At 52.6% G+C, this 19,068-nt stretch carries 9 protein-coding genes; 2 read left to right on the plus strand and 7 right to left on the minus strand.

Annotated features, from left to right (window positions below):
• Nucleotides 1-10: 10 nt before the first annotated feature.
• From BQ7367_RS02080 to BQ7367_RS02090, 3 genes are read right to left on the minus strand one after another with little or no spacing between them, the layout of a single operon-like run.
• Nucleotides 11-979 carry an ABC transporter permease gene (locus BQ7367_RS02080; protein ID WP_072523985.1) on the minus strand — a complete coding sequence of 323 codons (969 nt, stop codon included), beginning with the start codon at nt 977-979 and terminating at the stop codon, nt 11-13.
• Nucleotides 980-995: 16 nt separating this feature from the next.
• A complete protein-coding gene (locus BQ7367_RS02085; RefSeq protein ID WP_072523986.1) occupies nt 996-2,486 on the minus strand; it encodes a sugar ABC transporter ATP-binding protein in 1,491 nt (496 codons plus the stop codon).
• A gap of 56 nt (nt 2,487-2,542) precedes the next feature.
• Entirely contained in the window at nt 2,543-3,547 is a 1,005-nt protein-coding gene (locus BQ7367_RS02090; protein WP_072523987.1) for a sugar ABC transporter substrate-binding protein, read from the minus strand.
• A 396-nt stretch (nt 3,548-3,943) separates the two neighbouring features.
• On the opposite strand from BQ7367_RS02090, the gene BQ7367_RS02095 reads away from it, so the two are divergent.
• Entirely contained in the window at nt 3,944-4,792 is an 849-nt protein-coding gene (locus tag BQ7367_RS02095; protein WP_072523988.1) for a MurR/RpiR family transcriptional regulator, read from the plus strand.
• Nucleotides 4,793-4,840: 48 nt separating this feature from the next.
• The gene (locus BQ7367_RS02100) at nt 4,841-5,515 is read left to right on the plus strand and encodes a transaldolase family protein (RefSeq protein ID WP_072523989.1); all 675 of its coding nucleotides are present in this window, start codon (nt 4,841-4,843) and stop codon (nt 5,513-5,515) included.
• Nucleotides 5,516-5,521: 6 nt separating this feature from the next.
• Here the strand turns inward: BQ7367_RS02100 and BQ7367_RS02105 are convergent, their stop codons facing one another.
• The 4 genes from BQ7367_RS02105 to BQ7367_RS02120 all read right to left on the minus strand — a co-directional run bounded on the left by BQ7367_RS02105 (nt 5,522) and on the right by BQ7367_RS02120 (nt 19,049).
• Nucleotides 5,522-6,805, minus strand: coding sequence for a sensor histidine kinase (locus tag BQ7367_RS02105; protein WP_072523990.1), 1,284 nt, complete (start codon nt 6,803-6,805; stop codon nt 5,522-5,524).
• A gap of 54 nt (nt 6,806-6,859) precedes the next feature.
• A complete protein-coding gene (locus BQ7367_RS02110; RefSeq protein ID WP_072523991.1) occupies nt 6,860-7,588 on the minus strand; it encodes a LytR/AlgR family response regulator transcription factor in 729 nt (242 codons plus the stop codon).
• An 82-nt stretch (nt 7,589-7,670) separates the two neighbouring features.
• Nucleotides 7,671-17,909: an InlB B-repeat-containing protein gene (locus BQ7367_RS02115; protein WP_072523992.1), complete on the minus strand. Its 10,239-nt coding sequence runs from the start codon at nt 17,907-17,909 to the stop codon at nt 7,671-7,673.
• A 258-nt stretch (nt 17,910-18,167) separates the two neighbouring features.
• On the minus strand, nt 18,168-19,049 hold the full coding sequence (locus BQ7367_RS02120; RefSeq protein WP_072523993.1) for an Abi family protein: 882 nt from the start codon (nt 19,047-19,049) through the stop codon (nt 18,168-18,170).
• Nucleotides 19,050-19,068: the final 19 nt, after the last annotated feature.

Genomic DNA, 19,068 nt, shown 5'->3' on the forward strand with positions numbered 1-19,068 from the left:
ACCCCATTTCTTAAACCACTACATTTTTCGCCTTAACGCGCTGTGAAAAACTGTCAAACGCGACTGCCGCGATCAAAACAAGTCCCTTGATCACCTGCTGCGCGTAGTCATTGATGTTGTTCATGACCATTCCCGTAGTCAGAGTTCCCATGATCACGACTCCGACGATCACAAGCCAGATATTTCCCTTGCCTCCGTTCATGCTGACACCACCCAGAACGACCGCCGTAATAGCGTCCATCTCCGCGCCGTCCGCGGCAGAAGGCTGTCCGCTGTTTGTCCTGGAAAGAAGCACAAGGCCCGCTACAGCTGCCAGAAAACCGCTGACAACATATACAATGATCTTCGTCTTTACCACTTTTACTCCGGACAGCCTGCTGGCTTCCTCGTTGCCGCCGACTCCGTAAATATAACGTCCGGTCCTGGTACAGAAGAGAACAAACGCTCCGATGATAAAGATCACAAGCATCAGGATGACCGGATAGGGTATCCCGGCGATGCTTCCCTGAGAAAAGTTTTTTATATTCGGATCAAACCCGTAGATCGGACTTCCGTTTGACAACAGGTACGCGGCTCCTCTGAGGGAGGTCATACTTCCAAGAGTCGCGATCAACGGCGGAATATGGAATATTGTCACGCAGATACCGTTGATCAGGCCGCAGACCGCCCCCACCAGAAGACACAGAAGACATGCCGCCACTGTCGGCAGTCCGCCTGATGTCATCAGCCATGCGGCGAGAACGCCTGCCACCGCCGCTACGGAGCCCACGGAAAGATCGATCCCTCCTGTCAGCATGACAAAGGTCATACCAACAGAAATAATACCTGTCACGGCCACCTGTCTCAGTATGGTAAATATCGTGCTGGAAGACAGAAATCTGTCAGACAGCAGAGAGAACAGGATAAACAGAGCGATCAGTACGATTACGATCCCGTAATCCAACAGATAATTTATTGTCTTTTGATTTTTATTTTTCATGTTCATTTCCTCCAATTCAGACTTTACTGGACGCATATTCCAGAATCGTTTCCTGGGCAAATTCTCCCCGGTTCAGTTCTCCGGAAACACTTCCGTTGCTCATAACGATGATCCGGTCCGACATGCCGATCAGTTCCGGCATATCTGAGCTGATCATAATGATGCTCTTTCCCTTGGAGGTAATTTCCCGCATCAAAGTATAAATTTCCTGTTTCGCGCCGACGTCGATCCCTCTGGTCGGCTCGTCAAAGATCAGTACATCACAGTCTGCCGCCATCATCTTCGCAAGTACGACTTTCTGCTGGTTTCCGCCGGACAGATTTTTGACCAGCTGGCCGGCCGACGGTGTCTTGATCTTGAGTTCTTCTATATATTTTCTGCTGCACTCGTGCTCTTTTTTCTTATTTAATGAAATATGGTTCGTAACCATCTGTTTCAGTATGCTGATCGTTGTGTTGCCCTCCACTGACATTTCCATGATCAGTCCCTGGGTCTTTCTGTCTTCCGGGATCAGACCGATCCCATGGGCAAGGGCATTTGACGGATTTTTAGGGCTGTACGGTTTTCCTTTCAGGATAAGCTCGCCTTTTTTGACCGGATCCGCCCCGAAAAGAGCCCGGGCCATCTCCGTCCTTCCCGCTCCTACCAGACCTCCAAATCCGAGCACCTCTCCCTTTTTCAGGTAAAAGCTTACATCTTTGAGCTTTGAGTTGGTAAGCCCTTTCACTTCCAGTATGTTTTCTTCCGACGCCATGTCCCCTTCCGGGTAGGTATCGGCCAGCTCACGCCCTACCATATAGGAGATAAGCTGTTTCCGGTCCACGTCTTTTACATCTTTTGTTACAACGAACTTTCCGTCACAGAATACAGTCACTCTGTCACACAGTTCAAAAACTTCCTCCAGCCTGTGGGAGATAAAGATGATCGTCGCTCCGTTTTCCTTCAGCTGACGGATGATCTTGAAAAATGTCTCCGTCTCATTCACAGTCAAAGGCGCCGTGGGCTCGTCCATAATGAAAAATTTTGCCTTGTTGGACACAGCCTTTAAAATTTCCACGATCTGCTGCTGCGCGATTCCAAGCGATTCGACTTTTGCCTTTGGATCAATGGAAATTCCGATGGATTCACAGAGTTTTCGCGTCTCTTCTTCTGCCTTTTTTCTGTCTCTTATAATTCCTTTGACAGGCTCCCGTCCGAAAAACAGGTTATCGGCCACCGAGAGGTAGGGTACAAGAGTAAACTCCTGATAGATCGCCCTTATCCCGGCCTCCATGGCCTTTCCTGGATTCATTTCCGTATAGGTCGCGCCGTCAAATTCAAAATTTCCACTTGTGGGCCGGATGGCGCCGGTCAGGATCTTAATCAATGTAGATTTCCCGGCGCCATTCTCCCCGCACAGAGCATGCATTTCGCCTTCCTGTATTTCAAAGCTGACATCATCCAGAGCCTTTACACCGGAGTAATATTTTGAGATGTGGTTCACCTTTAAAATACTTCTTGCGCTCATAATTTATTCACTTTCTTCATTCTTTCATGATTTGTTTTGATCACTGATTATCTGTTTTACTCGCTGTCCTCATTCATCAGATCTTCTTTTGTCACAGGACCCATGTCGAGCGTCACACTCTCGTGTTCTTCCGGCAGCCCGTTCTTAAGATATTCAAGAATCATCTCCACTGCCTGATAACCGCTCTCATACGGATAAAGATCTGCTGTCCCACGGTAGATGCTGTCCGGGATCTTGATGTATTCTGCAGCTTCTGTCGTATTGTCCCCGGAGAAGATCGCGCGGTCCGCCTCTGTAGCCAGTCCGGCGTTCTCAAATGCCTGGTAAGCTCCGATTCCGCCGGAGTCATTGCAGGCGATGACCACGTTCAGGTCCGGATGCTGGATAAGGAGTGTCTCAACAACGGAAAGGCCCTGTTCAGGAGTATTTCCCTGCTGCCTTGCCACGATCTCCATATCCGGGCACTGCTCTTCGATCGTATCGACAATAGCGTCACCTCTGCGGATAGAAGATTCAATATTATCCTCCGCAAGAACGGCTACTTTTCCCTTTCCTCCGAGAGTCTCATTGATCCACTCTACCGCGTTTTCAGCGATGACCTGGCCATACGCATAGTCGTCAAGTTCGATGCCTGCCGTCGCCGCGTCCGCTTTCTGAGCTACCGTCACACTTGCAATCCCTTTTTCTGTCGCCTGATTCAGCACGGATTCAAGCGCGTTCCCGTCGATGGGGTTAAAAACGATCCCGTTGTATCCGCCTTCGATAGAGTTCTCGATATCTGACACCTGCTGCTCCACATCGCTTCCCGCGTTCAGAGACACGCACTCGATCCCGTTGTCTTCGCAGGCCGCTTCAAATCCGTCTTTTACCATGACGACCCAGGGGTTCGCCAGGTCAGATCCGGAGAAGACCAGTTTATATTCTGATGATGATTCTGTATTTTCTGTTTCGGCGGAAGAATCTGCATTTGTGTCGTCTGTGCTGTTATTTCCGCATCCGGCTAATCCCATAGCCGCTACCATTGACACTGCAAGTACCATTGATAAAATTTTTCTCTTCATAATTTACCTCCATTAAATTTTCTCCCCGGCCGTACGCTTCCGGGAAAAACGCGTTTTCTGTTGTGGATATCTTACTACAGACGTTATTTTTTGTCAATTATTATTTTATATTTTGACAACTTTTTAATGTTTTATTTTTGATTTATCCCTATTTTACGCTATTTTAAAATCTTATCCGGTTAATTTTTTGTCATTTTTAAACATAAAAAATGTTGATTTTGTTTGTTTTTTATTTTATAATACTTTCAACACATATGCGGTTTAAAAAGTATTTCACGGTGTTCTCCTGAAATAAAGTTTGCTATAATAATGCTAAAATTATGAGCGTTTTATAAAATACCCTTCCGGGGGGAATCCGGAAAATTTCAGGGGATTGTTTATGGAAAGGAGATCTGTATGGACAATACAAGCAGTGAAATTTTTGTCAAGATCAAATTCTTGTACCCATCGCTGACAAAATCTGAAAAAAGAGCGGCCGACATTGCTCTGGAAGAGCCGGAGAAAGTCATAAACTACACTTTATCCGACTATTCAAAAAATGCCGACTGCAGTGACGCTTCCATTATGCGTTTCTGCCGTAAGCTGGGATTAAGCGGACTGAAAGAACTAAAACAGCAGCTCTCGGATGTCAGCAGTACCGCATATGACAACGGTGTCAATAAAATTCGAAGCGGAGACGATGCCTATACCATCTTTAAAAAAATTGTCTGGCAGTATGAGAAGACCCTGCAGGATACACTGTTTCTCTGCAATGAAGATTTCGACCGGGCCATTTCAGCCGTAGCCGAGGCGAAACGCATTGTTTTTTTCGGGATCGGCGATGCCTGGGTCGTATGCAACTTCGCCTTCACCAAATTTCAGCGGCTGGGGCTTAATGCCGCCACCTACACCGACACAGCACAGGCTCTTGTATCTGCCGGTCAGCTGAGGGAAGGCGATCTGGCCGTCGGCATTTCCTTTTCCGGAGAGACAAAACTGGTGGTAGACGCTCTGAGACTTGCAAAAGAAAACAGGGCGACCACTCTGTGCATCACCCACTATCCCAGCTGTGAGCTGGTCAAATATTCGGATATCAAAATATTCACGGCGACCACAGACTATACGCCGGGACATGAGGAGATCGCCCGCAGGACAGCTGAGTTTGCGATCATCGACACTCTGTATATGGGAGTTGTTGTAAGAAATTCAGATGGATTTGACAAGAACAGAAGAAAGGCGATCCAGGTCATTATTGACAATAAATAACCAAGCGAAAATTTTATCGCAGCGCACTTGATTGTTAGGAGGCAGACTATGAAATTTCTAATTGATAATGCAGACCTGGATAAGATCAGAAAGATCTACAATTACTATCCGGTGGACGGTGTAACAACCAATCCGTCTATTCTCGCAAAAACAGGAAGAAAACCTTATGAGGTTCTGAAAGAAATCCGAAAATTTATCGGACCCGGAGAGGAACTCCATGTTCAGGTCATTTCCCGCAAAGCAGAGGATATGGTTTCAGAGGGGCGCAGCATCGTCCGGGAGCTGGGAGACGGCACCTATGTAAAAGTGCCTGCCGTACCGGAGGGCATCAAGGCGATCGGACTGTTGTCCGGAGAAGGGATCGCGGTCACAGCCACAGCAGTCTACACACCTATGCAGGCTTTCCTGGCAGGCAAAGCAGGAGCCGACTATGTAGCCCCTTATGTAAACCGGATCGATAACCTTGGGGCGGACGGGATCCGGACCGCCCAGACTATTCATGACATTTTCAGGATGAACGGTCTGAAAACCCAGGTCCTGGCCGCAAGCTTCAAAAACTCTCAGCAGATTCTTGAACTGGTCCGGTATGGCATTGGCGCGGTCACCGCTGCTCCGGACGTGATTGACGGACTTCTTCGCTGCGCGGATGTGGACCGGGCTGTCGAGGATTTTACCTCAGATTTTGAAAAACTCTGCGGGGAAGGGAAAACGATGCTGCTGTAATCCGTTTTACGGCAGTTCCTCAGCAGATGATCTCCTGGGCAGGTTCAGAATGATCCTGCAGATGAACCTGCCCTTCTCATTTCTAAAATCCGCGTCTCCTCCATATTTTTCTACGCTTTTCATCACACTGGAAAGACCGATTCCCCGGCGGGGGGATTTTTGACCGGATCCATCCCCCGTATCCGTCTGATCCGCACATGTATTTTCCACAAGAAAAGAAAGCTTCTGTTCTTTTGTGCGGATCTTCACATGCAGATACATCCGGCTTTTCCCAGAATTAAGGCAGCCGTTTATGGCGTTCTCCATAAGATTGGCCAGGATCGCCACCAGATCTACGTCACGGATGCCGATTTCTTTGTCTGTCTTCACGTCAAAATCTGCCTCGATCTCATTCTGATCTGCCCGGCGGGCATACACTGTCAGTATATTGTCAACCGTCTGATTCGCGCACAGATGGTTCGACTCTGTCCCCTCTATATCCGCGCCGTATTCTTCGAGATAAGAAAGCAGAGCCGCGTTTTCTCCCTTTCTCGCATATTCCGCTATATTTATCATGTGATGCCGGAGATCATGCCGGAGACGTTTTGCTTCCCGCTCAGATTCCCGCATGATTTCCAGCTTTTGTTCCAGGATCTTTTCATGCTGTTCGATCTCTCTGTTCAGAAAGGCTTCCTTCATGTAATGGATCGTATGGAAGATGACTCCATATCCTGTGATCATCACGGCCAGCAGAAGCACAAACAGCACCATCTCTGTCTGGCCAAGCCGGTTCACCTGCGCCCTCATGCTGAGATAGCCGATAAATCCGGTATACAGAACGGACAGCAGGCACATCGGCAGCCAGCCCTCCGTGATCCGCGCCTTGATGTCATCCACTTTCTTTTTAAACAGCGCGACATACAAAATAAGAAACGCGATGTGCAGGAACGTGCGGATCCACATCGTTGCGTCGAGGTCTGAACCAAAACAAAACTTCGAGATCAGATTGGACAGAAAGATCAGGACCAGAAATACCTGTGAATACGTCATTGCTACAAACAGGGACTGCGCGGGCGGTTCTGAGGATACAATAAGACAGTTTGCCATCATAACTACAAATGCCAGGCCAAACAGCGGATATGCCCAGGCTGCACTCCTGTCGGGCGAAGGAAGGCTAAACAAGATTATGATCTGCGCGGCCGCCATGCCTCCGCAGATCAGCAGCGTCTTCTTCCGGCTGAACCGGGAACGGCAGAGCAGAAACACAGCTGCAGAATGGAGCAGATATACAATAGAGATTCCGATATACATATCAATATCTTCCTTTCCTGTCCGGATTCCGATTTCTCCTGAGCGGAAGAACCGTCACTCTTCTTCACAATAATAGCGGAAATACTGCTCCCGAAGGGGTTTATATGATCCCCTCGGAAGATAGATGATTCGCTGTCCCGCCATCTGTATCTGGCGGGCATTCAGGTTCTCTACGTGCATCAGGTTTACGATATACGTAGCTCCCACTCTGACAAATTCAGAACAGTCTGAAAGTTCCCCGTATAAAGCTGTCATCGTCATATGGAGCCGAAGCTGCGTCCCGTCCGTCAGATAGATGATCTGATATTTTTTCTGGGCTTCACAGAAGACAATACTCTGGGGCGACACCCTGCGGATCCCGCCTTCCGTTTTGAACAGAAAATATTTTTTCTTTTCTTTGTCAATCACATCCCAGAGCCTTTCCAGAACAGGAAATAATTCCTGCTCTGTAACGGGCTTTACCAGATACTGGACCGCCTCTACCTGAAACGCCTCCAGCGCATGTTCTTTCGAAGTGGTCAGAAAAATGACCCCGGCCCCGCTTCCCAATTCCCTCAGTTCCCGGGCCGCCTCTGTTCCAGACTTTCCCGGCATATAAATATCCATCAGGATCAGATCCGGACGGTAATCCTCTTTTTCTACTGCGCAGAGCAATTCCTCCGCGCTCTCAAACCGCTGTGTCAGGACAGCGGTGTCAGGACGGCTCTCACAGTACGTCCTTAGCATCGCTTCCATTTTATCCAGTTCCAGTTTCTCATCATCGCACAATGCCGCCAGATACATATCCTGTCTCCCTTTTCGCTGTCATCTGTTGTGCCTATTATATCTCCCGGGATAACGACTATCAAGTTCCGGCCTTATTCTTTTATCTTCTTTTCTTATTCCGGTATCCCAGCGCGCCGAATCCCGCGGCTGCTGCTCCGGACACGATAAGGAGAAGGAGCCAGGCCGTAACTCCGGCCCCGTCCCCGGTGTCTGCCGCTCTGGCCGCCTCTACGGTCCCATCTGCCGCCGCGCTTAACTGACCGGTATAAGCCTCTATTCCATATACTGTCAGTGAGATGGTATGGCCGATATCGTCTGCCGTCAGCCGGTAAGAGCTCTCTGTCCCAAGGATTTCATCGCTTCCGCTCCGTCTCCACTCATACCTGACGTCCGCGTCCGCCGGAAGGACTCCGGACAGGTCTGCAGCCAGGGTCTCCCCGCTGATCATTTTTCCGCTGATCCGGAGGATCCCGCTGATCTCAACCGGCACATACTCCGGCACGGAGATCTCGGAACACGGGGAAGCAAAGGCCGTTTCTGTGGCCTGGTAACGCACCTCGTACATTCCCGCGGCCAGACCTTCAAGAACGTCGCCTGCCAGCATGTCTTCCGTAACCGGGATCCAGGTCTCATCTCCGGATCTGCGGTACTCCATGGCTGAAGTGACGCCGCTGATGGTTCCGTCCTCCGACTGATAGGACACGGCTGTCCCTTCAAGGCCTTCAGGCGCGTCCGGCCTTGCGTCCACTGTCAGGATCTGGGCGCCGCTGTCCCGGCGGTCAGCCCCGTTCCCATTTCTTATGATGACGAGTTCCTGTCCCATCCATCGCTCCGGGATATCCGCTGTGCCGTCTGCAGATGCCGTGACCGTCCCGCTTTCCAGGGCGTTGCTTTCTATCGTATAGGATCCTTCCGGGGCCAGGCCGGTCAGCGTTTCCGCTCTGTAATCAATCACTGCCTGAGGCATCTCCCACTGTTCGCTGATCCGGACCGTGATCTGCTGTGTATTCGTATTTCCTGCATGATCCACTGCAGTGACGCTCAACAGATGCTCTCCCCTGCCGGAGATCTCCACAGTAAAATCACAGGACTCCGTAAGGCCGTCTGCTCGTCCTTGGCTGACCGGCACGGCTTCTTCTCCGTCCAGCGACCAGGTCACCTCCGCGATCCCGGAAGAGACCGCAGGAGACGCTTCTGTCCCGGCATCGGCAACTTCCACGATCACAGTTTCCTGATCCGGCAGCCATTGGGTCAGGTCAGCCCCTTCTGTGGCCGCCCGGAAACAGATCTCCGGGGCATTGTCCTCTACGATAATGCCGCCCGTACTGCTCAGATTCTTTGCGTCGGATACATTCCCCGCCGTATCTGTACAGGTGATGTCTGTCACCGTTCCCTTCCAGTCCGCTTCAAAGGTAAGTTCCGCCGCCTGGCCGTCGCCGTTATCTTCAAGCCGGACCGTCACGGTCTGTCCTTCGCCGCCGTCCTCCCGGACTGTACAGGTGACCGCATCCGCCCCGCTTCCGTTCTCCTCCACGGGGATCCGGATGACCAGGCGCTCTTCCCCGACGATCCAGCCGGAAACTTCTTCTTTATACTCACAGGTGATCTCCCCGATCACAGGAGCTGCGGTATCCAGATTTACGGCAACAGACTGTTCCGTCCGGTTCCCTTCCGCGTCTTCCGTCCGGAACGTATAGGTGTGCTTTCCTTCCTGAAGATCCGTGTATTCATACTCCGTATCCACAGTCGTCCCATCTCCTGTCCCGGCCTCCGCGATTTCTGAGTATTCTCCTTCATCCACCTTTACATACAGCGCCGCCACGCCCTCATTGTCCGAATAAGTGAGCCTGATCTCCGGCTCGGTCTGCGCATTGTGCCAGACTGTTCCGTCGTCCGCTTCTCCTCCCTCCCGGGTAAGTTCCACAGACAGCGAGGGGCTGGCGATATCTGTCCACCCCGCGTAAAGTGTCAGATCGTCTTCCACTTCATCCCGACTGAAATCCCATGCATCCTGCAGCGCGCTGTCCTCATACCAGCCGTCAAACCTGTATCCTTCCCTGACAGGTTCTGCCGGCTCTGTCACCCTGTTATGCCATGACAGCCCTGTCTCATTTTCCACAGCGCTGCCGCCATTGCTCTCAAACGATACGGTCAGCGTCCTTCCCTCCCGGATCACAAATGTTTTTACAGGGCCGGGTTTGCTGACCTCTGTTTCCTGACAGCGTACATCATAGCTGCCCGGAGCCAGCCCCGTCAGCGCCCCTTCCGTCAGCATCTGCTCTGTGACCGCAATATATGCATCTTCTGTGGACAGCTTATATTCCATGGCCGTTGTGATGCCGGTGATGGTGCCGTCCGTTCGATTGCGGATCGTCTCATCTGTACTGCCGGCTCCGCTGATCTCCGCTCCGTCCGCTTTTTCCACCCGGGCCGTCTCAGCGCTCAGTTCCCCGGTATAAGCCTCTGTCCCGTATACTGTCAGAGTGATCGTATGTCCGATGTCGTCCGCCGTCAGAAGATAGGTCTGCTCTGTCCCGAGAACGTCCGCACTGCCGCTTCGCTTCCACTCATACCGGATGGTCGCCTCTCCCGGCGTCATCCCGGAGATGTCTGCAGTCAAAGTCTCCCCGTATTTCAGGCCCCCGCTGACCGCAATGCTTCCGCCGATCTCAACCAGCGTATATTCCGGCACAACGACACTCTTCGTCGGCGACACAAAACTGCTGTCTGTCGCCTGGAAACGCACCAGATATGTCCCTGCGGCAAGACCGGTCAGGCTGCCTTCCGTCAGCATGTCTTCCGTGATCTGGATCCAGGAAGTCTCTTCGTATTTCCGGTATTCCATCGCTGCAGTAACATTGGTGATGGTCCCGTCCTCCGACTGGTAAGACACGGACGTTCCTTCCAGGCCTTCGGGCGCGTCCGGTCTCTTATCCACCGGCAGATACTGCTCCTCACTGTCCCTGTAGTCGGTTCCGTTTCCCTGTCTCACGATCACAAGTCCCTGGCCCATCCACTGCTCTTTGATATCCACTGTACCGTCATCGGAAGCAGTGACTGTCTCGCCTGCTGCCACGCTGCTTTTTATTGTGTAAGAGCCGCCCGGCTCAAGGCCGGTCAGCGTTTCTTCCCTGTAATCAATGCCCGCGTCCGGCGTTTCCCGCTTCTCGCTGATCTTCACCTTAATGCTCTGTGTATTTGTATTTCCCGCATGATCCACCGCAGTTACATTCAGCGTATGCTCTCCCCTGCCGGTGATCTCCACAGTAAAATCACAGGAATCTTCAAGGCTGCTGTCAAATCCCTGATCACTTACGGACACTGCGTCCCCGCCGTCCAGCGACCAGGTCACCTCCGCAATCCCGGAAGAGATCCCATCGCCCGTTTCCTCCCGGGTATCGGCGACCTCCACGCTGACCGTTTCCTTATCCGGCAGCCATCCGGACAGATCCGCTCCTTCTGTAACTGCCTCAAAACTGATCTCCGGGGCATTGTCCTCCACGATGATGCCGCCCGTGCTGCTTAAGCTCTTCACGGCGGACACATTCCCCGCTGTGTCGGTGCAGGTGATGTCTGTCACCGTCCCCTTCCAGTCTGCTTCAAATGTGAGCACAGCCTCCCGGCCGCCGTCGGTATCCGCCAGTTCCGCAGACAGTTTCTGCTCTTCACCGCCGTCCTGCTGAAGTGTATAGTCGATGGTTTCCGCCCCGCTTCCGTATTCTTCCACAGGGATCGTGATCACCAGGCTTTCCTTCCCGATGATCCAGTCAAGAAAATCTGCCGCCTTATATTCATAAGTGATCTCTCCGATGACGGGCGCTGTGGTATCCAGGTTCACCGTGACAGACTGCTCCTTCCAGTTCTCTGCCGCGTCTTCCGCGCGGAACGTATAGGTATGCCTGCCCTCCTGAAGATCTGCATACTCATACTCTGTATCCTGGGGGGTTCCGCTTCCTGTCCCGGCCCCGGAGATTTCTTCAAAGTCTCCGTCGTCCACTTTTACATACAGGGCGGTCACGCCTTCATTGTCTGAATAGTTCAGTCTGATTTCCGGCTCGGTCTGCGCATTGTGCCATACTGTACCGTCGTCCGCCGCGCTGCCCTCCCGGGTAAGTTCCACAGACAGCGAGGGATCTGTCACATCGATCCAGCGCCCGTAGAACGTGCGTGTTCCGGTCTCCTCCGCTCCGATAGCTGTCTGGCGCTCCCCGTCGCTGTAATCGGACTGCAGATACCATCCGTCAAATGTATAGCCTTCTCTCGCCGGCTGGGGCAGGGTCAGCCCGACCCCGTAAGTATAGGACTGATAAGAGATGTCCGGCGTATAGGTCTCCCCACCGATCTGGTAGGACACGGAATACTCTTCCGCCTCCCACTTTGCGTAAAGTGTCGTGTTTTCTTTTATCTGCGTATCAAAATCATAGGCCTCTGTGCAGTCCTCGTCCGTGTACCAGCCCTCAAATGTATGGCCGGTGAGTTCCGGATCTGACGGTTTCTGCACTTTGCACTGTACAGAAGTATCCTCCGATCCTTCCGGAAGAGTCGTCCACACCAGCTGAGAAGAGACACTGCTGCCTTCCCCTGTATCAAACGTCACCTCATGGACATAGACCGTGTCATATCCTGTATTTCCCGCTCCGGTCATATATCTGAAGTAATAAGTTCCGGAATCTTTCACCGTATATGTGTCCGTCAGAGCACCGCTGTCCTGTCTGGAGTCCAGTTCTTCCATGGCTTCCGCGTCGCTGCTGTCTCCCGCCAGGATGCTCCCGCCGGAGGGTCCGTACCCTTCCGCTGAAACTGTAAAGGTAATGCCGTCCGCAGCCGTCTGCCCGGCGGACGGTCCCGAAACCTCGAGCTCCGGCTCTGAAGAATCTTTCTTGATGGCCTGGGAATATCCGCTGGTACTGTTTCCCGCCTGATCCGTCACCAGGTAATACAGATACCAGGTCCCGTTGGCGGAATCTGCCGCCGCTGTCCCCAGAGAGACCGTCCCGCCGCTGGCGGGCAGATCCTGCAGTTCTTCTTCCGCCGGCACGTCCGTATTGCCGGTCACAAAAGCGTATTTCGCGTCTTCAATGCCGCTGGGCTCTCCGCCCTCGCTGCCGTTGGCGCCATCCGCATAGGTTACGGCAACGGAAACCGGCGTGGTCTTAAACCATCCGTCCTCCCCGTCGGGCGTCAGGCTTCCCAGCGTCACGGTGGGATCCGTAGTGTCGATCCCGCTTACTTCTACGGTATATGTCCTGCTGTTTCCCGCCTGGTCCGTCAGCCTTACACTGTATGTGCCGTTGACCGCCACGGTAAATGTATTTCCGGTAAACGCTGTCCAGCTGCCGCTGTTTCCCAGCCGGTATTCCCGTGTCCGGATGCCGCTTCCCGAACGGCCGGTATAGTTTCCGCTGCTGTCATACTGAGAAGTATTGTCATCTGTCGGCGTCGTAAGAGTAACTGTCGCCGTCTGCCCCTGGGATGAGGCGCTGATATTCCCCAGAGAAGGCGCTTCATTGTCCAGATAATTGACGATAATCTCCTCCGTGTCTGTATTTCCGTATTCATCGATCACAGAGAACACGTACATGCCGTTTTCCGTCACTGTACAGCTTCCGGAAGAAGGAAGCGCCGTCACGCCGTCGCTGATGCTCATTCCGTCCGGTGTGACAATGGAAGAGATATCTCCCGCCCCCGTTCCCGTACCGGCGGTCACGCTCCATTCCAAAACAGCGGAACCTGAAGTCCAGCCGGTGGGGTTCCCCGTGACCGTGATGGACGGGAGCGCGGTTCCCGATGCCGGAGCGATGACGTCGTATCCGTCGGAATGTGTGGTAAAGGTATTCCCCGCCCCGTCCGTGGCTCTGACATAAAGGTATCTGGTCGTCCTTGTGCTTTCCGTGGCGGTGTATTCCGCTGTATAACTTCCGTCCGCCCGGGGGTTCAGCGTACTCCATGCCGACGGTTCGCTCTCACTTGTGGTCCAGGCATACTCCACCGAGGCAATGCCGCTCCCTCCGGTATCCGAAGGGCTCACGGAGAAGGCAAGCTCATTGTACACCGCGCCCGTTCCGCTTCCGCTCCGCAGTGTGACCGACGGCACTTGCGTATCGATCATCTGTACATTCACCGTCCTGGTCAGGACATTCCCGAAAGAATCTGTCAGCGTGACCGTATAAACGCCGTTCTCCGTCACTCTCAGATAACGGGTCCCGCCGCTGTCCCGGAAGGTCTGGCTGTCGTTCTGGGGCCCGCTGAATGTCAGCGTAGTATCGGAAGCAGACTGGGTCCCGGTGTATTCCACCACGATGTATTTATATGGCCTCCATACACTGGACACATCTGCGCCGGAGGCAGATCCGCTCTCCCGGACAGACACGCCTGTGATGGCCGGCTGCTGAAAACTGAAACTTTCATAAGTATGGGCGGAAGCTCCTGTATCGGTTGTCGCCAGCACATGGAGATACCACGTGGACACCGCTCCGGCTGTCCCGGAATCCTGGGCCGCCGTAATGGTCTCCCCGCTACTCACCTCTGTCCACCCGTAGGCGGGCAGGGCTGTATCCGTCGTCCACACATACTGGACGCGATCCGCGTTCGCCGCAGTGATGGTCGCCGTGTGGCTGGGACGCGCCCCTGTCGTATTGGCCGTGATCGTCGCAGAAGGCTGCGAGGCATCCACGGTTACGTTCGTATTGCCGCTCACGGCGGATGTGGTTCCCGTCGTGGCGCACATATCCTTGATCCCGCCGGCATTGCTGACCGACGTCACCTGCAGCGCACTGCTGCCGTCCAGGCTGACGGACGTATCTACCTCACCCGTAAAATACAGCACATTTGTGTCCGCTCCTCCGGCATAAGTCAGAGTACCCACATTGGTGGTGATGGTGAGCCCGTTCAGGGTGCTGTTCTGACTGTCCACGATCTCGTCAAAGACCAGGGACACCGTGATGGTATCGCCCGGGAGATAGGTTCCTCCCGCCATGGGCGCCACGCCCAGCAGCCGGGGTTCCGTCCCATCGCCCACAACGGCATAGCTGGTCAGCCCGTCCAGGTACCATCTGTCCTGGCCGGAGCCATTGGCCCCGAAATAGATGTACGCGGTCTGGTCCGTGGCCAGAGAGACATATTCCCTGCCATTGTAGGACGTGGCGCTGTTGGAGATCCTGTGGGGACGATAGCTGTTTTCACCGCCTCCGCTGCTGGAAGACGGGAACGAGTACTGCCCGGCAGCATCCCTCTGCCCCTGCAGGAACGTACATGCCCAGAGCTGTCCGGCAATGCCGGACACCGCATTTGCGCTCCCTCCTTTGTCGTAATACCGGTCCTCCACAGGCTGGGTGCCGATATAAGCGTTCTCATAGCCGTCTTCATCCTCATAGACCCACATCTGATACCGGTAGTACCAGTTCCCGGCCGTGGCGCTTATGTATTCCCGTTCCCGGTCTGTATAATAATCCGATAAGTCGGCGTCATCATGCCAGTTCTGTACATTGTTGCGGTTGGTCAGGAAATTTACATTGTATTCTCTGGCTCCCTGTCCTCTTTCTCCGTCCGCGATATACTGCCCGTCCGTCGTCTTGTTCGCCGTCTCCGCCAGCTGGACCAAAGACCGCTCGGAGGTATAGATATCCCGGCTGACCGTGTAATCTCCGCTGCGGGTCATCGTGCGGGTCATGGACGCACCGTCCCCGTCGATGGACGCGCCGCCCTCCACACGGAAGATCTCCAGGGAATAGGTGCGGTCCGCGTTGGAATACCGGGTTCCCGCGTCGCCGTCATAAGCCGCGGTCACCCCCTGTTCGGTGACAGTAACTGTCTTCGCGGAAGCATCTCCGTCCGCAAAGGTCACCGATCCGGACGCATGGGTAAAGTGGGTCCCTCCCACAGCGGATCCGTTGACGGTGCGGTAGTACACGGTCTGCGCCCCGTCGGATCCTCCGGTCCGGCTGATGGTAAAGACCGCCTGCCCGCTCCCGCCGCTTACTCCGCTTATGGAGATGGTTCCATAGTCCGGGATCCCGGATCCAAACTGGAGGGGATCACTGTACACCACATCACCGTCAGAAGTGCGGGCATAGGCCCGCGCATAGTACACAATACCGCCGGCGATCCCTGTGGCCGTCCCGGACAGCGTCCCGCCTTTCACCGTTACAGGGCCTGATGTCTGAACAGTCCCGTTGTTCAGATCCAGCGTGGGATTGGCCGTCACTCCCCAGACAAAACCGGTCTCAGTAATCGCCTCTCCCCCGGTATATGTCAGCACGGCGGACAGAGCAAAGCTGTCCCCTGTGCCCTCCTGGGCCTCCTCCATCGTCAGCGTCAGCGGCAGCGGCGTCACTGTGACGGCACAGTCTTCCTGCGCCGTGTTCCCCACTGAGTCCACAGCTGTCACCCGGACATACTTTGTCCCGGGAGCGCCGGTGATATCATCCGGGATGGTGTAGGAAAGAGGCTCCTCCGCCAGCCTTACATTGTCAGAGACGGTCAGCTCTTTCGCGAAAAGCTCCCTTAGTTCCTCTACATCCGTCTCCTCTGTCACAGACACTGTATGATACTGGATCTCCGGCGGCGTCTTATCAATGTTTGTGACCTGCACCGTATAGGTACATGTTGTGTCAGTCCCATCCAGCTTATAACGGACCACAAACGTATATATCCCGTTAACTTCTGCTACTTGTACCGGTACTGGCACAGACACATCCGTGACTCCCAATTCTTCCGATCCCTCCGCGCTCACCGTGATGGTCACGCTGCCCGCCGTCGTCTCCTCTGTAGACAGCGTATGGGTGATCCTGGGACCCAGTCCGGCCCCGCTGACAAAATAAAAGGTGATCTCGTCTGTCGCCTTGATCTGTTCATTCTCATCCTTCAGAATTCCTGTGATCCTGTAAAGTCCGGACTCCGAGTTCAGCGGCATGTCAAGTCCGATGGTCTCGGCCCCGTTGCCCGCAAGGCTTCCGAAACAGGCGTCCAGGGCGTTGCCTGTGGCGTCCTGGATCAGCGTATATTCCGTCATATACGTCTCATTCCCGTTCTGGCGGACTTCCACGTCTGCCTCTACAGTCACTGTACGGTCCGCCACAGAGGCATCTGCCAGATCCAGAGAGAAACTTTCAATGTTCTCATCCGATTCGCCGCCGTCCAGGATCAGCTGCATCCAGTCTATCTGAACACACCACCCGGTGGCGATGGTGACAGAGATTACATTTTTCCCGAGCTGGAGTTTTTCCAGAGGGATCTCAAGCACGGTCGTGTTCCACGTATTATTGGTTCCGGACAGATACCCGATAGTCCCGTCATTATAGGAGTGTTCGTGACTGTTCTCCTGATCCATGGGGTCGTAAATATCGTCGTTGATGTATACATAGTCGGTCTCCCCGGAGTCCTCGTCCACGTCGTACGCTTTGACCGCCAGGTAAGCGCTCTGGGTGGGCAGTTCATCCAGTGTAAAAGCGATCTCTATGGGATGGGACGAACGCCACTCGGACATGCTGGCATCAATATCCCCGTCGCGGCTTCCGGTATGGGCGTTGTTCTCATTGTCCTCGGTGACCATCAGCGTCTGTGGATGCGTCTCCTCTGACTGAAGTGACACGGCCGTACTGTTCCTGGAAAAACTGCGGAGCATGGAGGAAGTCTGTGTATTCTCCTCGGGAAGCGTTACCCCGTAGTCTTCCACAAGATCTTCCAGCGTCAGAAGTTCCGGCACTTCATCCTGTTCCATCTCTTCCCTGACAGCCTCCGGATAATGGATGGGACAGTCCAGATCCATACAGTCCCCTTCCGTCTCCGCGATGTGGCGCGCCGCCTCGTCATCTTCCGATTCCTGATCTGTACTTTCTCCACTTTCTCCGGACGTATCCTGATCCGGTACATTGCCGTCATTCCCGTCTTCCGGCACGCCGGCCGTCCCGTTATCCGCCGCATCATCCGTCACTGTTACAGAGACCGCCGGAAGGCTGACATCCTCCGGCAGGACATATTCCTCCGGGAGCACAGGCGTGAATACATATTCTCCCTCAGCCAAGCCGTCATACTCCGGTTCGCTCTCCCATGTAATATCCGTAATACTGACCGTTTCATCCGCCGTATCCTGTATGTATGCTTCCAGCTCCTCCGGCAACGGCAGATCTTCCTTCTGCGTCCCCACCGGCACCGTCTGCCGGGCTTCCTCTTCCGAAAGTTCCGCGAACCCGGCCACGCTGACAGTTTCATGCCCCGAAAAATCTGCTGATTCAGCCGTCCCGGAATCTGTCCCCGCAGATACCGCAGTGATCCCCGCCTGTCCTGACAACAGCGCGGCGGCCAGAATTCCCGCCAGTACTCTCTGTCTCATATATCTCATATCGACGTTCTCCTCTTCCGTATCTCAGTTTATTTTGTCCCCCCGCCGATCCCTGATCTGTAACAGCCCGCAGCAACCTCCCGAAACATGCGGAGGAAATATGCTGCGCAGCCGTTGCTTCTTATATTATATCAATATTCCATTTCCCCGGAAAATCAGGGGAACAATCTGCGCTTTTTCGGGTATAATCTGCATAAAAAAAGAGACCTATGAAAGTCTCTCTTCTGTCCGGTATTTTTGTTGTCATACTGTTATCATCTAAGTATCATGTTGCAGCAGGTCTTTCCAATTTAGAGGAAATCCCATCGTTTTTATTTCAACACTCTCATATTTCTCAAATAGTAACTCGATCCTTTCCACAAACAAATTCCAATGTCTGTCATTCATCAGCAGATGTTTTAAGCATAATAACACTCCAAATATCCTATTATTTCTAATTCCAGCTTTTGAATATTCTTTATATAATATTGGGGTCTTTGACAATTTTGCATTATATAAACGTCCATAATGTGCACATATATTTCGGACATATGCAATGCACTCCATCCAGCTTTCGAGATATGTATATCCAACACCAAATGATTTTGCTACTATCTTTTTATCTCCATTCTTCATATTCTTGTAAAATTTTGATAATGTACCAAAGCTGAACACCTCAACCAGCGCATAAATCGGCAATTGTCCACCTTCATAATTCTCTCGAAAATTTCTCACAGACGGAGCCTTAAAGTTTCTATGTATTTCCGCCTCTATATCATTTAAAAAACTTTTATGGTATTCCGGATTTATAAATTTATCCGAATCCAAATAGCCTAAAACACCATAGTTTTCCGCAAAAAAATTTGAAATCCGGCATCTTACATTAATTTCTACTTTTTCTATTTCCGGAAATATCAATTGACGGAAATTTGAATTAAAAAGATATAAATCTACAATCTGTTCAAAAGTTACACCTTTATAATAATTCCCATTCTTCGGCTTTAAATTCAGGCTGTAAGCTTTAATTAATCTAAAATAAGATATGTCATTCAATATTTGTTTTGCGTATTCTTCATCGTTGACAATCAGTCCTATACTTTTTAGATTTTCTACTTGTTCATCAATTGTCATAGGCGGCTGATGTATTTTTTGTTCACCCATACAATATTCTCCCTGAAAT

This window comes from Clostridium sp. Marseille-P3244 (assembly GCF_900120155.1).
Classification (GTDB): Bacteria; Bacillota; Clostridia; order Lachnospirales; family Lachnospiraceae; genus Mediterraneibacter.

Coding starts and splice junctions, on each gene's coding strand:
- BQ7367_RS02080 (WP_072523985.1), bottom strand. CDS start 979: ATGAAAAATAAAAATCAAAAGACAATAAATTATCTGTTGGATTACGGG.
- BQ7367_RS02085 (WP_072523986.1), bottom strand. CDS start 2,486: ATGAGCGCAAGAAGTATTTTAAAGGTGAACCACATCTCAAAATATTAC.
- BQ7367_RS02090 (WP_072523987.1), bottom strand. CDS start 3,547: ATGAAGAGAAAAATTTTATCAATGGTACTTGCAGTGTCAATGGTAGCG.
- BQ7367_RS02095 (WP_072523988.1), top strand. CDS start 3,944: ATGGACAATACAAGCAGTGAAATTTTTGTCAAGATCAAATTCTTGTAC.
- BQ7367_RS02100 (WP_072523989.1), top strand. CDS start 4,841: ATGAAATTTCTAATTGATAATGCAGACCTGGATAAGATCAGAAAGATC.
- BQ7367_RS02105 (WP_072523990.1), bottom strand. CDS start 6,805: ATGTATATCGGAATCTCTATTGTATATCTGCTCCATTCTGCAGCTGTG.
- BQ7367_RS02110 (WP_072523991.1), bottom strand. CDS start 7,588: ATGTATCTGGCGGCATTGTGCGATGATGAGAAACTGGAACTGGATAAA.
- BQ7367_RS02115 (WP_072523992.1), bottom strand. CDS start 17,909: ATGAGATATATGAGACAGAGAGTACTGGCGGGAATTCTGGCCGCCGCG.
- BQ7367_RS02120 (WP_072523993.1), bottom strand. CDS start 19,049: ATGGGTGAACAAAAAATACATCAGCCGCCTATGACAATTGATGAACAA.